Annotated in this window: 12 protein-coding genes; all 12 read left to right on the top strand. The window is 51.8% G+C overall.

The genetic code is table 11. From position 1 onward, the window contains the following. Nucleotides 1-20: 20 nt before the first annotated feature. A complete protein-coding gene (gene fabZ / locus PAE68_RS00695) occupies nt 21-449 on the top strand; it encodes a 3-hydroxyacyl-ACP dehydratase FabZ (RefSeq protein ID WP_281883095.1) in 429 nt (142 codons plus the stop codon). A 62-nt stretch (nt 450-511) separates the two neighbouring features. Further along, on the top strand, nt 512-2,221 hold the full coding sequence (locus tag PAE68_RS00690) for a phospho-sugar mutase (protein ID WP_281883093.1): 1,710 nt from the start codon (nt 512-514) through the stop codon (nt 2,219-2,221). Nucleotides 2,222-2,239: 18 nt separating this feature from the next. Beyond that, complete coding sequence (locus tag PAE68_RS00685; protein WP_281883091.1) at nt 2,240-4,303, top strand: DUF5693 family protein; 2,064 nt, start codon at nt 2,240-2,242, stop codon at nt 4,301-4,303. Further along, entirely contained in the window at nt 4,276-5,409 is a 1,134-nt protein-coding gene (gene csaB, locus PAE68_RS00680) for a polysaccharide pyruvyl transferase CsaB (protein WP_281883089.1), read from the top strand. The genes PAE68_RS00685 and csaB overlap by 28 nt, the downstream gene beginning before the upstream one ends. Before the next feature lie 44 nt (nt 5,410-5,453). Next, nucleotides 5,454-6,155, top strand: coding sequence for a WecB/TagA/CpsF family glycosyltransferase (locus tag PAE68_RS00675; RefSeq protein WP_281883087.1), 702 nt, complete (start codon nt 5,454-5,456; stop codon nt 6,153-6,155). Nucleotides 6,156-6,283: 128 nt separating this feature from the next. Continuing rightward, complete coding sequence (locus tag PAE68_RS00670; RefSeq protein WP_281883085.1) at nt 6,284-7,399, top strand: glycosyltransferase family 4 protein; 1,116 nt, start codon at nt 6,284-6,286, stop codon at nt 7,397-7,399. A gap of 276 nt (nt 7,400-7,675) precedes the next feature. Beyond that, nucleotides 7,676-11,638: an S-layer homology domain-containing protein gene (locus tag PAE68_RS00665; protein ID WP_281890830.1), complete on the top strand. Its 3,963-nt coding sequence runs from the start codon at nt 7,676-7,678 to the stop codon at nt 11,636-11,638. Between the two features lie 545 nt (nt 11,639-12,183). Next, nucleotides 12,184-15,333 (top strand): S-layer homology domain-containing protein, encoded by a 3,150-nt coding sequence (locus PAE68_RS00660; protein WP_281883083.1) that lies wholly within the window; start codon nt 12,184-12,186, stop codon nt 15,331-15,333. A gap of 97 nt (nt 15,334-15,430) precedes the next feature. Next, entirely contained in the window at nt 15,431-15,967 is a 537-nt protein-coding gene (locus tag PAE68_RS00655; RefSeq protein ID WP_281883081.1) for a hypothetical protein, read from the top strand. 88 nt (nt 15,968-16,055) lie between these two features. Beyond that, nucleotides 16,056-16,325, top strand: coding sequence for an alpha/beta-type small acid-soluble spore protein (locus tag PAE68_RS00650; protein ID WP_281883080.1), 270 nt, complete (start codon nt 16,056-16,058; stop codon nt 16,323-16,325). Nucleotides 16,326-16,571: 246 nt separating this feature from the next. Beyond that, a complete protein-coding gene (metK, locus tag PAE68_RS00645; RefSeq protein WP_281883077.1) occupies nt 16,572-17,777 on the top strand; it encodes a methionine adenosyltransferase in 1,206 nt (401 codons plus the stop codon). A gap of 165 nt (nt 17,778-17,942) precedes the next feature. Further along, on the top strand, nt 17,943-20,573 hold the full coding sequence (locus tag PAE68_RS00640) for a stalk domain-containing protein (protein ID WP_281883075.1): 2,631 nt from the start codon (nt 17,943-17,945) through the stop codon (nt 20,571-20,573). The last annotated feature ends 17 nt before the right edge of the window (nt 20,574-20,590 follow it).

The following is a 20,590-nucleotide window of genomic DNA, read 5'->3' as shown; positions in this document are numbered from 1 at the left end:
GAACATGGAGGAGACATAAGATGCTAGACGTAACTGAAGTGCAACAGATTATTCCTCACCGATACCCGTTTCTACTCGTGGATAAGATTCTTGAAGTGGAGCCGGGCGTTAGAGCCGTCGGGTTGAAAAATGTAACGATTAACGAGCCGTTCTTCCAGGGTCACTTCCCCGGTTATCCAGTCATGCCTGGCGTACTCATTACAGAGGCGCTCGCTCAGGTCGGCGCGGTTGCGCTGCTCAAGAGCGGCGGCAACGAAGGGAAGATCGGGCTGCTCGCAGGCATTAACGACTTCCGCTTTCGCCAGCAGGTGAAGCCGGGCGATACGCTTATTCTCGAGGTCGTCATTACGAGGTCCAAGGGCTCCATCGGCAAAGGACAAGCGACAGCGAAGGTGAAGGATGCGGTCGTTGCCGAGGGCGAAGTTATGTTCGCCTTAATCAATCCTTAACACGATACCGATCATACTTTACATACATAGCCAATAAACCAAACGGGCAGAGGAGATGGAGCATGAGTACTCAAACACGTGTTCAAGAGCAAATGGAGCTATGGTTAAACGATCCGGCCATTGATGAGGCCACTAAGAATGAGCTTCGTTCCATCGCTGCAGATGAGAAGGAGATTGAGGACCGCTTCTATCGTGACCTCGAATTCGGCACAGGTGGACTTCGCGGTGTAATCGGCGCAGGTACGAATCGGATGAACGCGTACACCGTAGCGCGCGCGACGCAAGGTCTCGCTCAATTCGTGCTGAAGCAGGGCGCGTCTGCACCATCCGTCGTGATCGCTTACGATTCGCGTAACCAATCGCCTGAATTCGCGCTCGAATCAGCGAAGGTGCTGGCCGGCAACGGAATTAAAGCTTACGTGTTCGAATCGCTGCGCACAACGCCGGAGCTCTCGTTCGCCGTTCGTCATCTGCAGGCTACTGCAGGCATCGTCATTACAGCAAGCCATAACCCGCCTGAGTATAACGGCTACAAGGTGTATGGAACGGACGGCGGCCAGCTCGTGCCGGATCAAGCCGAGCAGGTGATCGCAGAGATTCGCGGTATTCAGTCGTTCAGCGACGTCAAGCGGCTGTCCAGAGCCGATGCAGAGGCACAAGGGCTGCTGGAGTGGATCGGTCAAGCGGTGGATGACGCCTACATTGAGGCGGTAGCGTCGGTTAGTCTCAACCGCGAGCTCGTCGGCAAGATGAGCGATGACTTCCGCATCGTCTTCACGCCGCTTCACGGAGCAGGCAACCTGTCGGTGCGCGCGGCGCTGGCGGCGATCGGCTTCACGCACGTTCACGTGGTGGCCGAGCAGGAGCTGCCGGATGCGAACTTCTCGACGGTGAAGTCGCCGAATCCGGAGGAGCGCGAGGCGTTCACGCTCGCCATCGAGGAGGCGAAGCGTCTTGGCGCCGACCTCATCATCGGGACGGACCCGGATTGCGACCGAATGGGTGCTGTCGTGAAGAACCCGCAGGGCGAGTACGTCGTGCTGAGCGGTAATCAGTCCGGTGCGCTCATGGTCGATTACTTGCTGAGCAATCTGCAGCAAAGAGGCGAGCTGCCAGCGAACGGCGTTGTCGTGAAGACGATCGTGACGAGCGAGATGGGAGCGGCCGTTGCCGAGGCATACGGTGCGAAGGTGCTGAACACGCTGACGGGCTTCAAGTATATCGGGGAGAAAATGACGCAATTCGAGCGCACGGGCGAGGCGCAGTTCCTGTTCGGCTACGAGGAGAGCTATGGCTACCTAGCGGGTACGTACGCGCGTGATAAGGATGCTGTTATTGCATCCATGCTGATCTGCGAAGCGGCAGCTTACTACAAGAGTCAGGGCAAGACGCTGTACGACGTGCTGCAGGAGCTGTACGCGAAGCATGGCTACTTCCTCGAGAAGCTTGAGTCGCGTACGCTTAAGGGCAAGGACGGCGTGGAGCAAATTCAGGCGATCATGCACGACTGGCGCACACAGCCGCCTGCTGAGCTGAACGGTCTGAAGATTGCGAAGCTGGAAGATTTCCAGCAGGGTCTGTATGGACTGCCTGTAGAGAACGTGCTCAAGTTCACGCTGGAGGATGACTCGTGGTTCTGCCTTCGTCCGTCCGGCACGGAGCCGAAAATCAAAGTGTACTTCGCCGTACGCGGTGCATCTGCGGAAGCGGCTTCCTCGTCTCTCGAGAAGCTGGCTTCGCAGGTCATGGCCCGCGTCGATGAATTCCGTTAATATTGGAGCTGACTATTCGTGAAAGACGTATATGTACGGTGGAACCGAATAGCGTTGAAGGGACTGTGGTGGCTCGTCATCCTCGGGATGGTAGCCGCCCTCCCTATTGCCTATGAGCGTCATCAGACGGAGCAAGATTCCGGACGTAAGGTCGATCTAGTGTTCGATTACCGCGATCTTCTGGAGATCTCCGATCTGCAGCCTGACCCGCAAGGCTTCGTCAAACAGCAGCTGAGTGAGCTGAAGCAGCATGGAGTGAATTCCTTGGCTGTCTATGAGGCGACGCTGAATGAGCTGAAGCTGACAAGACGCGTGGAGGTGTATAGCGCGAAGGAGGCTGCCCTCCTCATGCAGACGGTGCCTGCTCCGGGTGAAAATTACACGTACGTGCTGTTCGCCGACCGTAACGCTGAGCAACAGCTGCTGCCACTGATTACAGACGCCTTCACGCTAAGCGGTGTGAAGACTCGTCCGTGGAGCTACCAAGGGAAGAGCGGCCTCGTCATCGAGCTCGCTATGGACGAGGCGCTGCTTCTGACGATGGAGCCTGACCTTTCCGTCATGCGTGAGCTTAAGGAGCAAGGCTTCTCCATCGTCGTGCGGATGTCCAATCGCCGTCCGTTCCAGACGAATCCGACGGACAAGCTGTTCGCCGAGCTTCGCAAGCTGGGCGTCAAGTGGGTGATCGTCGACGGGGATGCAGTACCGGGCTTCGACTATGCTCCGGATACGGACAACCTCAGCAAGATGGGCGAGCTCATGAACAAGCATCAGCTTGGACTGGCCGCCATCGAGCTGCAGAAGACACCGCAGAAGGGCTTCAACGGTCTGGCGAGTCGCATACACCATCGTGTCGTACGACTCCATTCGTTCACAGAGGGCGATTCGACGAAGCTGACAGAGAACATTCCAGCTGAAGAGATGAAGGGCCGTATTCAAGGCGCTGCGGACCGGCTCGTGCTGGCGGTCAAGGACCGCAACATTCGCATGATCTTGCTGAATGCGCGTGCGGTGAAGAGTGCAGACCAAGGCAAGGTCGTCAATCCGCTTGAGGCGATGTACACGGCGCTCGACGGCATCGGTGCAGACAGTGCTATTCCGCGCATCGAGAAGGCGGGCTACACGATCGGCACGGCGAACAGCTTCCAGCTTGTGTACTCGAGCTGGCAGCCGATCGTCAAGCTGCTCGTATGGGTCGGCGCGATAGCGCTCGTCGCGCTGACCGTTGCCATGTTCGCGCCGGAGCTCGCGCTAGTGCTGTTCCTGCTCGGTATGGCTGGCAGCGCGGGGCTGTACGTGCTCAGCTCTAGCTTGTTCGCCCAAGCGCTCGCGCTAGCTGCCGGAACGTGTGCGCCGACGATAGCTGTTATGCTGGCGCTACAAGCTGCGCGGCGCAAGCGAGAGCAGCCGAGTGGCACGCCGCTCGGCTTCGCGCTCGGACTCTTGCTGCGCACGACGCTCGTCTCGGCAGCAGGTATTCTGTTCATCGTCGGATTGCTGAATCAGATCACATACTCGCTCGTGCTCGAGCAGTTCCGAGGAGTGAGTGTGCTGCACTTGGCTCCAATCGTGCTCGTCCTGATCTACTGGCTGTTCTTCCTTGCGCCGCTCTCCTACGGCGAGCGTCTCGCACAGGCCAGAGCAATGCTGAATCGGAATATCAGCATTCTGTGGGTCGTGACGGCGGCCGTTATTGCCGCAGCAGGCTTCTACTACTTGTCCCGTACGGGCAATGACGGACAAGCCTCGACGTTCGAGCTCATGTTCCGCTCGTTCCTCGAGAATACGCTTGGCGTGCGCCCGCGGACGAAAGAGTTTCTCATCTCGCATCCGCTGTTCATTCTCGGCGCTTATCTGAGCTACAGGTATCGGAGTGCATTGCTTCTGATGCTGACAGGTGTCATCGGACAGGCGTCGGTCGTCGATACGTTCGCGCATTTGCATACGCCGCTTGTCATTTCGTCGATACGCGTTGTGTACGGCTTAGCATTCGGCATCGCGATCGGCCTCGTGCTTATCGTAGCTTGGGAGATTGTCAGAAGGAGTTGGCACCGTTGGGCACCGCGAGTAAACGAATCGTAATATCAGGCTATTACGGCTATAACAACAGCGGCGATGAGGCTGTGCTTCAATCGATATTGCTGGCGCTGGCGGAGCAGGGAGAACGGCAGGGGGTACGACTCGTACCTGTCGTTCTTTCTGCTAATCCGGCAGGTACGTCAGCCATGTATGGCGTAGAGTCCGTTCATCGCATGCGTCCGCGAGACGTGTTGTCTGCTCTGAGGGGAGCAGACGGGCTCATTAGCGGCGGCGGCAGTCTGCTGCAGGATGAGACGAGTGCGAAGACGATTCCCTACTATCTGGCCGTCATTAAGCTGGCTCAATGGCTCGGGAAGCCGACCTTCATCTATTCGCAAGGGATCGGACCGGTGCACCGTAAGCTGTTCTATCCGTTCATCGGAGGGACGTTCCGCCGCTGTCAGGCCGTGATGGTGAGAGACGAGGAGTCGCGTTCGTTGCTTGAGCGCATGGGGGTACCAGCTGCTACGGTGGCCGTTGTCCCTGATCCGGTCATGGGCATGCCGCTGCGCGCCAGCTCGTCGGACGCACCGACACAAACTGATAGTGTCCCCGCGAATGCTGTTATCGGCGTATCCGTCAGATTCTGGAGAGACGACCGTGCGGAGCTTGATGCTGTGGCGTCTGCGCTCCAGCACGTGCTGGAGCATAGCGATGCGCACATTCGGATGCTGCCGTTCCACCTGCCGTCTGACGAGCGGGCGTCTCAGTATGTAGCAGACCGATTGGGGGAAGCCTATTCCCATCGGCTGTCGTTCGCCCGTCAAGTGACACATCCGCAGGATATGCTGGCGGAGGTGGCCGGGTGTCAGGTGCTGCTAGGCATGAGGCTTCACTCCCTCATCTACGCTGCCGGTCAATACGTGCCGATGGTCGGGCTGTCCTATGACCCGAAGATCGATCAGTTCTTGAATCGGCTAGGCATGAAGGCGGCTTCTAGCACGAAGGAGCCGGATGGAGCATCGCTGGCACATGAAACTTTAAGGCTGCTTGCTTCGTCTAATATTTGGCAGGAAGAGAAGAGACAGGCGATCGTACGTCTCAAGCAAGAAGCGCAGCGTCCGGCTGAGCGGATCGCCGCATTTTTTACAGAAGGACGTGGAAGCTAGTGCAAGTGTCGACTGTATCCATATTCGGAGTGCCCATCTCGAAGATGAGCATGAAGCAGACCGTATCGTATCTGGAGCATGTGATCGATTCGGGCAGCAAGCCGCATCAGATCATCACCGCGAACCCGATCATGGTCATGGCGGCGCTGAATGATCCGTCGTACATGACGATGATGAAGAAGGCGGAGCTGATCGTGCCGGACGGGACGGGTGTCGTATGGGCGGCAAGCTATGTCGGCAATCCGGTAGCCGAGCGCGTGGCTGGCTTCGATCTTCTTCACGAGCTGATGAGGCTCGGTGAGGTCAAGGGCTGGCGTGTCTACATGGTCGGCGCCTCGCAGGAGATTATTACGGCGGCGGCTGAGAAGCTGAAGGAGCAATATCCGGCGCTGCAGCTAGTAGGACACCGGGACGGCTACTTCGGTGAAGCACAGGACGCGGAGGTGATCGAAGCGATCCGCGAGGCGAAGCCGCACATTCTGCTCGTCGGGCGATCGGCCGCGACACAGGAGCCGTGGATTGCGAAGTACAAGGAACAGCTCGGCGTACCGATTATGATGGGTGTCGGCGGGAGCTTCGACGTATTGTCGGGCAAGCTGAAGCGAGCCCCGGTTCTGTTCCAGAAGCTGCGGGCAGAATGGCTGTATCGTCTCATTCAGGAGCCTTGGCGGTATAAGAGAATGCTGGATTTGCCGAAATTCGCTGTGAAAGTGATCCGTGAGAAGGAAACTGTGCAGAAACCTTGAAAAGCTATGAAAACAACCTGAAAATCGCCTAAATCCACGTGAAATGGGCATGGAGTTTATGCGTGCTCGGGAGTATAATGTGATTGTTTAGCGGTTCTTCATAGAAAAAAGGGGTTGTGACTACACACATGTATGGCTTATATTTCATCGGTTTTGCTGTGGCTTTAATTATCGCGCTGCTTATGACGCCTCTGGTTAAGCGTTTTGCCTTTTGGGTGGGCGCAGTCGATGCGCCGAATCATCGCAAAGTACATAGCCGCATCATGCCGCGGTTAGGGGGACTCGCGATCTTCTTCGCCTTCGTGGCCGCCTACTTCGTCGTATCGCCGGCTATGAATGCGTTGAAAGCCGATGTTGTGTTCGGCCTACTGGTCGGAGGAGCCATCGTCGTGCTGATCGGCGCGCTGGACGACCGTTTCGACTTGTCGCCGAAGCTGAAGCTGCTGGGACAAGTTGCAGCTGCGAGCGTCGTTGTCTACTCGGGCGTCGTCATTGATCTGGTCAACGTACCGTTCGGCGAAGGTGTCGTATCGCTGGAGTGGCTTGCGGTGCCGCTTACGATCTTCTGGATTGTCGGTGTCACCAATGCGATTAACCTGATCGACGGTCTTGACGGCTTGTCAGCTGGCGTATCCGGTATTGCGACCTGCACGATGCTGGTGCTCGCGCTGCTGATGGGGAACGTAACGGTTGTGCTGCTATGCGCGATACTGCTCGGCAGTATCGGAGGATTTTTATTCTATAACTTCCACCCTGCTAAGATATTCATGGGCGACTCCGGGGCGTTGTTCCTCGGCTTCACACTCGCCTCCTTGTCGATACTCGGCTTCAAGCAGGCGACACTCGTATCGCTCCTTGTGCCGATCATGATTCTTGGTGTGCCGTTGTCTGATACGTTCTTCGCGATCATGCGCCGCTGGGTGAACAATCTGCCGATCTCGGTCGCGGATAAGAGTCATCTGCATCACTGTCTGTTGCAAATGGGCTTCAGCCATCGAACCACTGTTCTGATTATCTATGGTATAGCCGCGTTGTTCGGAACATCAGCCGTGTTCCTATCGTTCCTGTCTCAGCAGGACTCGCTGTGGGCGGCCTTCGTGCTAATCACGATCCTGCTCTGCATTATGGTGCTGGGCGCCGAAACGATCGGCATCATCAGCAAGACGAAGAAGCCGGTGCTGCAATTCATTCATAAGGTTCGGATGAAGACGGTTCAGACGAACGCGAAATCACGCAATAATTAACGTGCTATCGGTATCACGAATCCCTCAGCCCCGCGGCTTTGGGATTTTTTTGCGTTCAATAAGATGCTTGATATTTCTAATCTTTTTAGCAGCCTCGACCGATATAGGAAGTATATGAAACTTTTTGAATAGCTTTTGTGTCTAAATAGGTAGAAAGCTCTGGGGAGGAGGGTTACAAGCAGCCTGTAAGTCAGCTATGTGCGTAACCGGAATAAGGAGTAGGACACAAGACACAAAACCTAAATAACAGCAAGGAGGAGTATGATCTTGAAACGTATGGTCAACCGTGCGACATCCGCATTACTCATCATCGCGATGCTGCTGACACTGTGGACGCCCATTACCGATGCGGCGGCCGTATCCATTACGATCTCGAACTTGAACAACGTATCACCGACGGTTGCCCCGAACGTGGATGCGCCGAGCAGCACCGATACGGTGGACACCTTCACGACGAATCCGGTTTCGATCACGGCTAACATTGCCGGCATCCCGGATAGCCAGGTACAAGGGATCTATATGCGCATTACGAACACGACGACGTTGAAGGTAACGGAAGACAAGACGATTAAGCCGACACAGGTAGGCAGTGAGATTACTTTCAATAACGTGCTCCTATCCCAAGGCTTGAACAAGATCGAGCTGAAGCATGATGCATTCGGTTATACGTCGGTGCCGGGCTGGGCGAACTTCTCCGCGGCGATGTCGATCAGTGACTTGAAGCTGAACGATCAGCAGATTCTGGATAACGGAGTTGTGAGTAGATCGGGAACGCTTGAGGCGATTACGGGTACGGCGATTAACGCTGACGCGATTACGATGTACTTGAACGGTACGGCGTATTATCCGGCAAGCTTTTCGCGTAACCGCTTCACGTTCTATTTCAACACAGGCCGAATCAGCGATATGGTGCTTGAGCCTGGTAATAACGAACTGACGTTCGTGTCGACACAAGGCAATCATACGTACTCGTTGACGCGCAGATTTCTGTACGATAACGGCAGGTCGTTCCCTTATGACGTGATGATTGATCAGCTGGGCTTCAGTGAGCCGAATCCGGACCCGGAGCCTACGAGAAAGAATCCATCGCTTCATATTATCGATCGTCCAACGATTGAGACGAACACCGTGAATGATGTGGACCTCAGGTTGAAGCTCAAATCGACCGTAACGGGCACCGTGTACGATCAGTACGATTATGCAGACCTGTACATTATGGGCAGTGCGAGTAAATACACGGTTCGTTACAGCTTCTGGGATAATACGTTCACGAATCTTGGCTCTGCCAATGGTGGACAGCTCAACAACGGAGGGAATGCGAATAAAACCTTCTACAGCGTAACTCCAGATGCGTTGAATATGTTCGCCGTGCATGACATGAGCATCCAGCTGCCGATCGCGACAGGCAGTGCGAATCAGATCTTTGAGATTCAGTACACCGATATTGACAACCGTCTGCCTACGATTAAGCGGCAATTCTTCTTCGACTTCGTCGATAAGGATCAGCCGTACATCTACTCCGATGTGCAGCTGTATGTAGACGGGTCGAAGACCGTTGCGCTGAATAAGCCGAACGGCTTCACGCAGATTACAAGGTTCCCGGCCAGGCTGAAGGTCATGACGGATAACTCACAGGCTGTTATGGTGAGGATCAACGGTCAGCTGTACAACGACCAGGATACGTCAACGCCGAATACAGGCGGCGTATACCCGGTTACGATCTTGAATCCGGTGCCGACGACGCATACGGGTGAGGCGGATATTGTACTTCAAGGGCTGCCGGATGGCGGCGCGACGCTCGAGGTCATACCTTGTGCGGATACAGACTGTACGAGCCCGCAGTATGCTTCTATTAAGACCTACAACCTGCAGATCGCTTCGGCGCCGTTGCTGCTGCTCGATAACGTGTACAACGGTATGGTGATCACGGGTAAGGACCGTCTGCGCTGCGGTAGCACACAGATCTGTATGTCGGGACGTATTATCAATAAGGCATCCGCGACGATGGAAGCAACGTTGAACGGTCAGCCGATTGTGCTAACCTTTGATCCAACAGATCCGGAGAAGTTCCGGGTAGAGGGCGCTGCCTTCAATATTCCTGACCCAACGGACCCATCGGGAACAAGAGGGATTCTGGATCGAGATGGTAAGAAGCAGCTCTCCTTCAAGGTGAAGGTGAATAATCAGGAAGTGACGTTCAATTATGAATTCTACATCATCGCAGATACAGGACCGACGATTACGCACTTCGACCTGGATTACAACGTAAGCGATCCTCGCTTCGTCAAAAATGCAACAGGTTATATTACGACGGCGACCCAGATCAACCTGCTCGGTCGAGTGCTGAACGGAGCGACGACGCATAACGCGACGGTCGATGTCACGGTACAGCTGCCGGGTAAGTCGACGGAGACCAACATTACGAGTGTCATTACGCAGATCAATCCTGCGAATGGTGACCCTTCGTACGATCAGGTGAGGGTAACCGATTATACGTTCCCGTCCGATACGTACGGTGAGTTTATTTTTAACCTGCGAGTGAAGGCGCAGTCGGGCTCTGAGATTCGCCAGCAAATTCGGGTCAAGCGTGAGCCGCAGCCTTACCGTATTATCGACCCGCTATTGATTAATAATACAAGTGGGTTCGAGGATCTCATTCTCATTAAGAACTCGGACGGCAAGACACAGCTGAACATTAATAAGAACTACATGACGCTGATGATCTATGCTGAGAGAGCGACGAAGGTACTCGTGGGCAAGGAAGAGGCGATGGAGCAGAAGGCGCATCCGGGACTGTTTCGCTTCGATGTGATGGATCTGAAGAACGGCAAGAATGAGATTAAGTTCACTGTCGTTCGCGGAGATAACCAGCAGGCGGGCTCGATCGTACTGAATAATACGAACGTAGCGATGGATGGCTTGCAGCATAAGAAGAAGATGGGCAGCTCCTTCAAGGTGTTCGATGGAGAGATTAATTTATCGTTCCCGAAGGATACGAAGCTGATCCGCTATGACCGCAATGAGAAGTTCATTACGGCTGAGCGCAGCCTGCTGTTCGCTATAGCGAGCACCGTGGATGGTCGAGTCGAGAAGACGGAGACGCCAGCCTTCAAGGACTTCTTGAACGAGACGACAGGACGCTTCCGTCCTGCGAGTAAGCGGTACTGGATCGATGCTGGAACGATTGAGAATATTCCGGACTCTCATCCGGACAAAGAGGTACTGTATACGCAAGCGTTAACGAAGGGTGGCGGTCGATTGCCTACCGAGCCTTCGGATATCGTGTCTAGCGTCGGACAGTTCCAGAACCGTGATATTAACTACTTGGTCGTTCCGAGTAAGCCGGGTGAACTGACCTTGAAGTATGATCCTGTCATTCGTAACGATGCGTGGAGATACTTAACGGTGTTCCAGTACAACGTATTCGATAACCTCAATGGTAGCTTGACACCTTCGAGGCCGAATGGCGAGTGGCGTAACATTGGCGGTGTTATCGATACGAAAAATAACACGATAACTGTCCCTGTCGATTCGTTCGGCTACTTCCAGGTCATGTACATGGATAATGGCTTCGGCGATCTGGATACAGCTACGAACAAGCACTGGGCTAAGCAGTATATTGAAGCTCTGTATTCGAAGGGTATTATGCGGAGCAAGGACACCGAGCCTAACCGCTTCCTGCCGGATGAGTTCATTACTCGCGGCGAATTCGTACAGATGATCGTCAACATCTTCGATCTACCGCTTGAGAATCGCGACACACGTGTAGACTCAGGGGATCGTACGTACAATGGTATGTTCATCGATGTGCCGCGAGGAAGCGACCTGCGAAGCGGCTTCGGCTTGTATGACTTCAAGCATATCGAGGCGGCGGCCAGAGCCGGTATTATTCGTGGTCAAGCAGGCAATCTATTCGGACATGATCAATCGCTTACGCGTGCACAGGCGGCGCTTATTATCGCGCGTGCGGCGAACCTCAAGATGCTGACGGATTACAAGAAAGCATCTGATTCGCTGCAGAAGCAATTCACGGACGGTATCACGATGACCGATCCGGAGTTCGTGCCTGCTATTGAGGCGGTCGCTAAGGCGAAGCTGATGGACGGTATCCCGAATGATCTGCTTGAGGGTCAAAATAAGCAGACGGTTCGATTCGATCCGAATTCGAATATTACCCGTGCGCAGGCAGCTACGATCGCGTATCGCGTCCTGCAGCAGCAGAACAAGTTCCCGAAGTAAGTTAAGCTTATCGTAATAGAGGCTATTCCTGCTCGCGCTTGCCGCGGACGTGGAATAGCCTCTTTGCTTGTAGGCAGTCTGGCTCGATGTGCTCACGATGGTGTATATGAATCATATATCAACTAGTATTGCATATGGAAAATACTTATGGATGACGAAACTGATATACGCGAGGTATACTAAGTTTCGTAAGCGAGCGACGCGAACTGAAAGACGAAGCAAGCCGGCGCTTACGAGAGAAAGTAAGAGATTGAAGCTTTGAGAAAAATAATTAAAAACTTTTTCTCAAAGAGCGCAACTTTTCGAAACGCCTTGCGTTTAATACTACGAAACAGCAAGGCAAGAGGTTAAACGAGCAAAGCTTTGGATAGTTTTTACAAAAGTTGCTCTTTACCTTTGCTAGCATGTCAGTTATAATGTTAAATGGCATGCGAGTCGGTAGGCTCACCGGATTATTGTTTACTAGTTTCTGCGATTTATACATCGCAGACTTAACTAAGCTAAAGTTAATCACGCTCAACTCTGGGAAGGGGGTGAATCGGCTAATGGGGGATTCGAGCTCTTATATGAATACTAGCAAGTCTAATAAAGAAACTACTAAAAACCCGAAAGATATTCGAGGAGGAGAAAAAAAGGTTATGAAAAAAAGTTTATCCGCAATTTTGTCCCTGGCTATGGCGTTCTCGATGTTTTCGTCCGTTGCATTCGGTGCTGAAGAAGCAAAGAAAACATCCGCAGACTTCGACGATCTGAAAGACCTGAGCGCAGAGCAAAAAGCAATTTTTGACGATATGATCTCTGCTGGCGTGTTCAACGGAGTTTCCGATAAGACTTTCGGCTTGAAGGACAAAATGAACCGTGCACAATTCGCAAAAGTTGCAGCACTGATCTTTGACCTTGAGGTTGATGCTTCCCTGAAAACTTCCAGCTTCGCAGACGTTAAAGCTGAAGATCCAGCTAACGGCTATGCGCTTGCTTACATCGAGGCTGTTAAGAAAGCCGGTATCACTGACGGTACTTCCGCTACAACATTCAGCCCAGCTGACGAAGTAACGAAAGAGCAGCTTGCTGCATTCTTGGTTCGCGGTCTTGGCATGGAAGATGCTGCTAAAGCAAGCGCAGGCGTAACAGATACAACTGTATCGACTTGGGCTAAAGGCTATGTAGCAGTAGCAGTCGAGAAGGGCCTTCTGAAGAACGGTGAAGACGGCAAGTTCGGCGGCACAACTGCAGCAACTCGCGACCTGCTCGTACTGAGCTCCGCAGCTGCTGAGAAGCAATACGTGCCAGCTGGTGCAGTTTCCCTTGAGAAAGCTGAAGCAACTGGTGTTTACAAAGTAACGGCAACTTTCAACAAAGCAGTTGAAAAAGCTGAACTTACAGTGAAGAAAGGTTCGGTTGCTGTAACGGTTGACAAAACAGAGTGGTCTGAGGACAAGAAGAGCGTAGTTCTTACGACTGCTACTAAAATCAATGCAGGTGAGTATACCGTTTCTGTGACTGGTCTTACGGAAGGTGCAAAAACTACAGCTACATTTACAGCTGAAGATGAAAAAGTTTCGAAAATTGACTTTGTAAATGCAAACGACACAATTGCATACAGCACAAACGCATCTTTCAGAGTAAAAGCGGCTAACCAATACGGAGAGGCTACATCACTTGGAACAAGCCATTTTACAGCGTTGGTTTCCGGTAAGAGTCCAACAATTTTCAAGAAGCTTGAAGATGGCACATTCTTGATTACAGCTGATATCAAGAATGCTGGTGGAACAAACCAAGGTTCCGGTATGGTTCCTGTAACAGTGTACATGAACAGCACAAATGTAACTGTTTCTAAGAACTTTAAAGTTGGCACAGTAGCAATTTTGAGCAAGATTGAAGCTGGTAAAGTGTCTTACTCGAACAACGGCAAGAGTCTTGCGAGCGCCGATGAAACTGTCTCTATTGCCTTGAATCTTTATGACCAGTATGGAAACGAAATTGTAAGAAAGCAGTTTGAAGGTGCAGAACCTGAAATTGCTATCAGCAATATTAACCCGGTGATTACTCCATATGAGAAAAACTTGGAAGTTGTGAAGACAGGTCAAAACTCCACTTTGTCGACGGCTGACATGTTTGATGATAACGACAACGCAAGAATTAAGATTAAGTTGACTTCCAAGATGGATAAGAGCGCTGAGTACACAGTTAATATTTATGGCGGCACATCCTCCGCAACTGCAAACTTTAGCGTAGGCGCAAGCAACCTGGCAACTAAGCTTGAGTTTGATATCTCGGGAGTTACACTTGCGGCGAGTGACACAGAAGTGAAAGTTCCTCTGAACGCTTTTGACGCTAACGGTAACAAGCTGACCGCACAAGAAGTTGCGGACGATGCGAGCAGACTGAAATTCACAGTAACTAACGGAACTGCCGAAGTTATTAAGACAGGTGCAGACAAGGGTAAAGTTAAGTTGACGTTTACTGCAACTAACACACCTAACAGCCAAGTGTTCCTTTCTGGACAAATTGATCAGTCGCAAACAAACACGTTTGTTAATGTGAGCATCCCAGTTCAGCCTGCACGCATTCCGCAATCGATTAGTGTGAAAACTACACCTGCTGAAAAAGCAATTCTTGGAGCAAGTGACAAGATTGAATTCCAGCTTAAAGATCAGTATGGTAAAGATTTGAAAGATATTGCTAGAACAATTACTAGTGCTAACGGTCAAGTTTCTGAATATCGGGTTAAAGTTGAAGTAACAAACACTGGTTCTGGTACAAGTGCTACTATGAAAGGTGTAGTTTCGGATGGTGCTACAGATGCTGATGTTGTAACTTCGACTACAAGTGGCACTACAACAACTTACATTTTCCCTTTCAGCAAGTTTGATGAATTTAACAAAGGCTTTGATCTGACAACAACAGCCAGTCAAGTTGGAAAAGTGACTGTTAAAGCTACAGTAGAAAACAAGGTAAACAGTGGCTCCTTCTCAGAGTATACTTCTCCTGTAAGTCGCTCGATGGAGTCAATTAAGTCCGATACTAAGCTGACTTATAGCTTGAAGACAGTTGGAGATCTGTTTGCTGCTAAGGATAAGTTGAGCGTAGCAGCTGCGACTTATGACGCCCTTACTGCAGGTAACAGTTTGTTTGACAAGAAGATTGAAGTTGTAGCTAAAGACTCTGCAGGTAACACTGTTAAGTTGCCTTCTCACTTCATTGAGACTGTAACAGCCTCTGACCCACAAGTTCTTCAAGTTGCTACTTCTGGAACAGATGGATTTGTAATTGGTAACAAAGCTGGAACAGCTACAGTATCCGCTGTTGTGTACACTAACAAAGGCGAGACAGTTAACCTTACTCAACAAATTACAGTTAAGGCTGACCCGATTGTAGTAGAAGCACTTACAGCAGGTAAGACTAGCAACACTTATAGTGCTGCGAAGACCTTTGCGTATGAGTACTTTACAGACGGTGATACTAAATTGAAAGTTGTTGACCAGTATGGTGTGAAGTATGAGAATGCTGACATTAACACTGCAAGCTTCGCTCTTGGTTTGATTTACACAGTTAATGTACCTGGTAATGACGGTAACGTTACTGTTAATGCTAAAACCGGACAAATCACTAATGTAGACAGCACAGTTCAAGAGTTCGTAATTACTGCAATTGCACCTAACGGTAAGTCTGTAAGTGTAGTAGTAAGCCGTTAGTTTTCAATCTTTTAAAAAGAAAAGGCCCTTAGGGGCTTTTTCTTTTTATTTAAAATCTTGAACCAAACTAGGATGATTGACTGAAAGCAGGTGTAACATGAAGAAAAGGCTATGGGTATTTATTCTAATGTTCGTATTATTTCTTGTAATCTACACAAGTACAGATTTAGCTTCCGCGAATAAAGTTGACACCCAACCTGGCACTATCAACGACCCAGTCATCACTAAGAGCTACTTCGATCTACAAATCGACAGTAAGATTGCTGAAGCGCTTGGCAAACAGGTGAAAAGTGAATCCCCAGCAGCGACACAGCCTGTCGCTACCAACACTTCAAATCTCACCATCGTCCAGCTCGCCCAGACCCAAACACTCGTCGCAGGCTCAGGCACAGAGATTATTGTCCGCACCGGTAAAACGGTCGTCACCAGCTCGGACGAAAGCGGTATTGCCAACGTGACGACGGGCAAGGACATTACCGCTGGACAAGCGGTAGAGAACAACCACCTGCTCATTGTTCCGCGCGAAGGCCGGGGCATTAAGCCTGACCCGAAGAACAAGCAGGACATCTATGTGATGGTTCGTGGAAGCTACACCGTGTACAATGCTGATGGGTCTAAAGCCAGTACACCATAATTTTACCCATACAACCATTCATTCATACGTGTAGCCTTACTTCGTTCGGATAACCTATAGCTACATCCGAATGAAGGAGGCTACCCTTATGTCCAAGACGAATAAGAAGGTCGTACCGGAGAGCGGTAAAGCGCTGGATGTTCTAAAGTATGAGATCGCTGCTGAGCTAGGGCTACCAGTGGGTAAGCAAGTGGCGAGTATGAACGTGGAATTTGCAAGTGAGCTAGGCACAATTCCGTCGCAGTCGATCAAGGAAGATTATTGGGGCCATATCGCTTCTAGAGATGCTGGAGTAGTTGGTGGCATCATCACGGCGAGGCTCATTCAGAAGGCGGAAGAAACGTTGTTTAGTCTTTAAATGTACCATCATGTACTTATTATGAAATTTCTTTGTCAAGCTCAAGTTTTATTGACAGCACTCGACAAAACCAGTATTATACAAAAAGAAGGTCATCCTTGTAAAGTAACCTTTTCCACTTGGAAAAGGTTGATTTTTTGTATGTGTACTTATCGCGCTTATTGAAGGTCATGATAAGATCACAAGGCTAGTGAGGCTCGTCGTCAGGCGTGCTTCTGAAATATGAAGCAATAGGAGGTATGGTTTATGTCTATCGTTAAAGGTCGTCGTCTCTTCACATCTGAATCCGTTACAGAGGGGCATCCGGATAAAATTTGCGATCAGATCTCGGACTCTGTTCTTGATGCGTTCCTTGCGAACGATCCGAATGCACGTGTAGCGTGCGAGGTATCGGTTGCAACAGGTCTCGTACTTGTTATTGGTGAAATTACAAGCCGTTCGGAGTTCGTCGATATTCAATCGATCGCTCGTCAGACGATTAAGGAAATCGGTTATACACGCGCGAAGTTCGGCTTCGACTCTTCGACTTGCGCCGTGCTGGTATCCCTGAATGAGCAGTCCCCTGACATCGCTCAAGGTGTAGACCAGGCTCTGGAGGCTCGTGAAGGTCAGATGACAGACAGCCAGATCGAGTCGATCGGTGCGGGTGACCAAGGGATGATGTTCGGCTTCGCGGTGAATGAGACACCAGAGCTGATGCCGCTTCCGATCTCGCTATCCCACAAGCTGTCCCGCCGCTTGTCCGAGGTTCGTAAGAACGGTACACTCGAATACCTCCGTCCAGACGGCAAGACACAGGTAACGGTGGAATACGAGGACGACAAGCCGGTTCGCATTGACACCATCGTTATTTCTACACAGCATGCTGAAGAAATTACGTTGGAGCAGATTCAAGCGGATATCAAGGAGCATGTCATCAAGCCAGTGCTTCCAGAACACTTGATCGATGCAGATACGAAGTACTTCATCAACCCAACTGGTCGCTTCGTTATTGGCGGACCTCAAGGCGATGCAGGCTTGACGGGTCGTAAGATCATCGTTGATACGTACGGCGGCTATGCTCGTCATGGCGGCGGCGCATTCTCCGGTAAGGATCCTACGAAGGTAGACCGTTCCGGTGCTTATGCAGCCCGTTACGTGGCGAAGAACATCGTCGCGGCTGGCCTTGCAGAGAAGTGCGAGGTGCAGCTTGCTTACGCGATTGGCGTTGCGAAGCCGGTATCGATCGCGGTCGATACTTTCGGAACAGGTAAAGTCAGCGAAGAGAAGCTCGTAGAGATCGTTCGCCAGAACTTCGATCTTCGTCCTGCAGGCATCATCAAGATGCTTGACCTTCGTCGTCCAATCTATAAGCAGACGGCAGCTTACGGTCACTTTGGCCGTACAGATATCGATCTGCCTTGGGAGCGCACGGATAAGGCTGAGCAGCTGAAGGCTGACGCTGGCCTGTAAGCTCCTACCCATAAGATCTGTCTAAGCAAGACGATCCGATACTTTGTATTGGGTCGTCTTTTTGCGTTGTCGATTATTTCACAAGAGAAACTCGTAACTTTTCACCAAGTAATAGAGTCTAAGTAGAAGGAGAGTGGAAATAGAGAGGAGACAACGATTGTGCATGTGAACGTTCAACAAGAGATGAGAAGAAGGCTGTCGACCATCGCGCTGGCCGCGGCCATACTCGTATCAACGATCTCAACGGGACTTCCTGCAGCGGCACAGGAGCAGGCGACGTTACCGGTGCTGACTAAGATCAAGGAAGAGCCAGTGACAGCGGGAGCTATACGGAAAGCTTATGAGTGGCACACGATCCGAAGTCAGAAGGCTGCCAAAGTGAATGTCAACGTCATCGAGGTCGATCTGACTAATCCGCATGTGAAGCTAGACGTCATGACGGGAACTCATAATCAGTTTACGAAGAACCAGACGGTACTCGAGATGGCTGTCGAAACGAAGGCTGTAGCGGGCATCAACGGTGACTTCTATAATACGAAGGCGGAGGGTGTGCCGATTGGACCGCAAATCGCGAATGGTCAGCTGATGGCGACGCCACCGTACTTGCCAGGCTTCTACACGTTCGGACTCGATGGGGGCAATAAGCCGGTTATCGATCGGATGGTGTTCGAGGGTGCGATCCTTGCGAAGGATGGCACCCGCTATCCGCTAGGCGGCATCAATAAGACGTACTACTGGTTCGAGCCGACGGGTGAGCACAGTCATATTAACGGATTGTTCATGTATACGAATGCATGGGGACAGGTATACCGTTCCAATGACGGTGTGACGGTGCCGACCGAGGTGCTCGTACAGAACGGAATCATTAAGCAGATTGAGCTCGATGGCATTATTGATAGCATCGCACCGGCTGATGGATATATTCTGCGAGCCTCGGGATTAGCGGCTGACTTCGTTAGGCAGCATCTGAAGGTCGGTGAGCCGCTGCAGGCGATGTATGAGGTGAAGGCTGAGGACCCGAGCAAGACGTACGCCGTGGACAAGTTCAGGATGATGATTGGCGGTCATACGATACTGGTCGATCAGGGACAGCCTGCCGCATTCTCGCGTGAGGTGGCCAGCTTATGCTGCACGCGCTCGCGCACAGCGATCGGCTACTCCCAGGATGAGAAGACGGTGTACTTGATTACGGCGGATTACAGCGGAGAGAGCAAGGGACTTACGATGACCGAGCTTCAGCAGCTGATGGTGCAGCTTGGCGTATGGAAGGGGATCAACCTGGACGGCGGTGGCTCCACGCAGATGGTTGCAAGACCGCTAGGTGAGTTCGCGCCTGTGCTGGTGAACCGTACCGAGACGGGCTTGCAGCGCAAGATCGTCAATGCTGTTGGTGTATTCTCCACAGCGCCGCAAGGACAGATTAAAGGGATATCGATACAAGCGCCAAGCTTGCTGTTCATCGGAGAGCGGGCAGCTCTTGGTCTTAAAGCTTACGATGAATATTACAACCCTGCTCAAATAGAGCCCACGAGCGCGACGTGGACAGTGGCCGGACAGATGGGCAGCTGGAAGGATAACATCTTGACGCCAAGCCGAGCGGGAACAGCAACTATTACAGTGAAGTACGGACAAGCTGAGCACGCGTCAGAGCTCGAAATAGCCGGTCGCGAGCAGCTCGCTCGTCTTACGATCGCGGCGGACAAGCTGGCTCTAGCAGAGGGCGGCACGTATTCGTTGCCTGTAATTGCTACGACGATCTCCGGTAAGCAGCGTGAGGTGCCAGCGGAGCTGATCCAGTGGGAGATCAAGGGGATCGAAGGCACGATGAATGCAGGCAAGCTAACCGTGCAGAGCCTGAAGGACGGCCAAGGCGCACAGCTGATTGCTAACTACGACGGATACCGAACGATGACGACTATACCGGTAGGCATTGACAAGGTATGGTATAATCTGGATGGGCATGCGGTCATGACGACGTCAGCGAGTAAGCCGGAGAACGTACATGCCGCTGTGTACATTGAGGCTGACGAACGGAATAATAAATATCTTCGATTAGATTATGATTTCACGAATGGTACGGGTGACAAGTGGGCGTTCGCGGCGCTTGACACCGGTGTGCTCGTTGAAGGAGAGCCGCAGACGCTCAAGCTGAGCGTGCACGGGGACGAGAGTCTCAACTGGCTGCGTGCCGAGCTCGTCGATAACGCAGGCAAGACACATCGAGTGGATCTGGCGCGTAATATCAACTGGAAGGGCTGGAAGCAGCTTAGTGTTGATCTGGCTCCGTATAAGATGAGCTATCCAATCCGCGTGAAGAGCTTGTACGTCGTGAACGAGGAGATTGCCAGTGATGAGCGTGCAGTAAAGGGGAGCATTCTGATCGATGACGTGACGTTCACCTATCGCGGAACGGTCCCAGAGCCTCAGACGAATCAGATCGAGCTGACGGTCAATAAGAAGTCGGTGCAGGTGAACGGTAAGGCGATGACGCTGGAGGAGGCTCCATTCATTCGTGAAGGGAATACGCTGCTTCCGATTCGTTTTGTAACCGATGCGCTGGGCGGCTCTGTGAGCTGGGATGATCAGGAGCGCAAGGTGACGATCATGCGTGGCTCGAAGATGATCGAGCTATGGATCGACCGCAATGATCTCGTTGTGAACGGTCAGCGTGTGACCGCCGAGGTGCCGCCGATCATTAAGAGCGATCTGACAATGGTGCCGCTACGGGTATTGTCCGAGAACATGGGGTGGAAGGTCACTTGGGATGAGAAGACACAACGAATTACACTTCAATAAGTAGAATTAGGGCTTCA

This window comes from Paenibacillus sp. YYML68, assembly GCF_027923405.1.
Classification (GTDB): domain Bacteria; phylum Bacillota; class Bacilli; order Paenibacillales; family NBRC-103111; genus Paenibacillus_G.
The sequence above is the reverse complement of the archived record's forward strand: the minus strand, read 5'-3'. Positions and strand labels throughout refer to the sequence as shown.

Coding starts and splice junctions, on each gene's coding strand:
- fabZ (WP_281883095.1), top strand. CDS start 21: ATGCTAGACGTAACTGAAGTGCAACAGATTATTCCTCACCGATACCCG.
- PAE68_RS00690 (WP_281883093.1), top strand. CDS start 512: ATGAGTACTCAAACACGTGTTCAAGAGCAAATGGAGCTATGGTTAAAC.
- PAE68_RS00675 (WP_281883087.1), top strand. CDS start 5,454: ATGAGCATGAAGCAGACCGTATCGTATCTGGAGCATGTGATCGATTCG.
- PAE68_RS00670 (WP_281883085.1), top strand. CDS start 6,284: ATGTATGGCTTATATTTCATCGGTTTTGCTGTGGCTTTAATTATCGCG.
- PAE68_RS00665 (WP_281890830.1), top strand. CDS start 7,676: ATGGTCAACCGTGCGACATCCGCATTACTCATCATCGCGATGCTGCTG.
- PAE68_RS00660 (WP_281883083.1), top strand. CDS start 12,184: ATGGGGGATTCGAGCTCTTATATGAATACTAGCAAGTCTAATAAAGAA.
- PAE68_RS00655 (WP_281883081.1), top strand. CDS start 15,431: ATGAAGAAAAGGCTATGGGTATTTATTCTAATGTTCGTATTATTTCTT.
- PAE68_RS00650 (WP_281883080.1), top strand. CDS start 16,056: ATGTCCAAGACGAATAAGAAGGTCGTACCGGAGAGCGGTAAAGCGCTG.
- metK (WP_281883077.1), top strand. CDS start 16,572: ATGTCTATCGTTAAAGGTCGTCGTCTCTTCACATCTGAATCCGTTACA.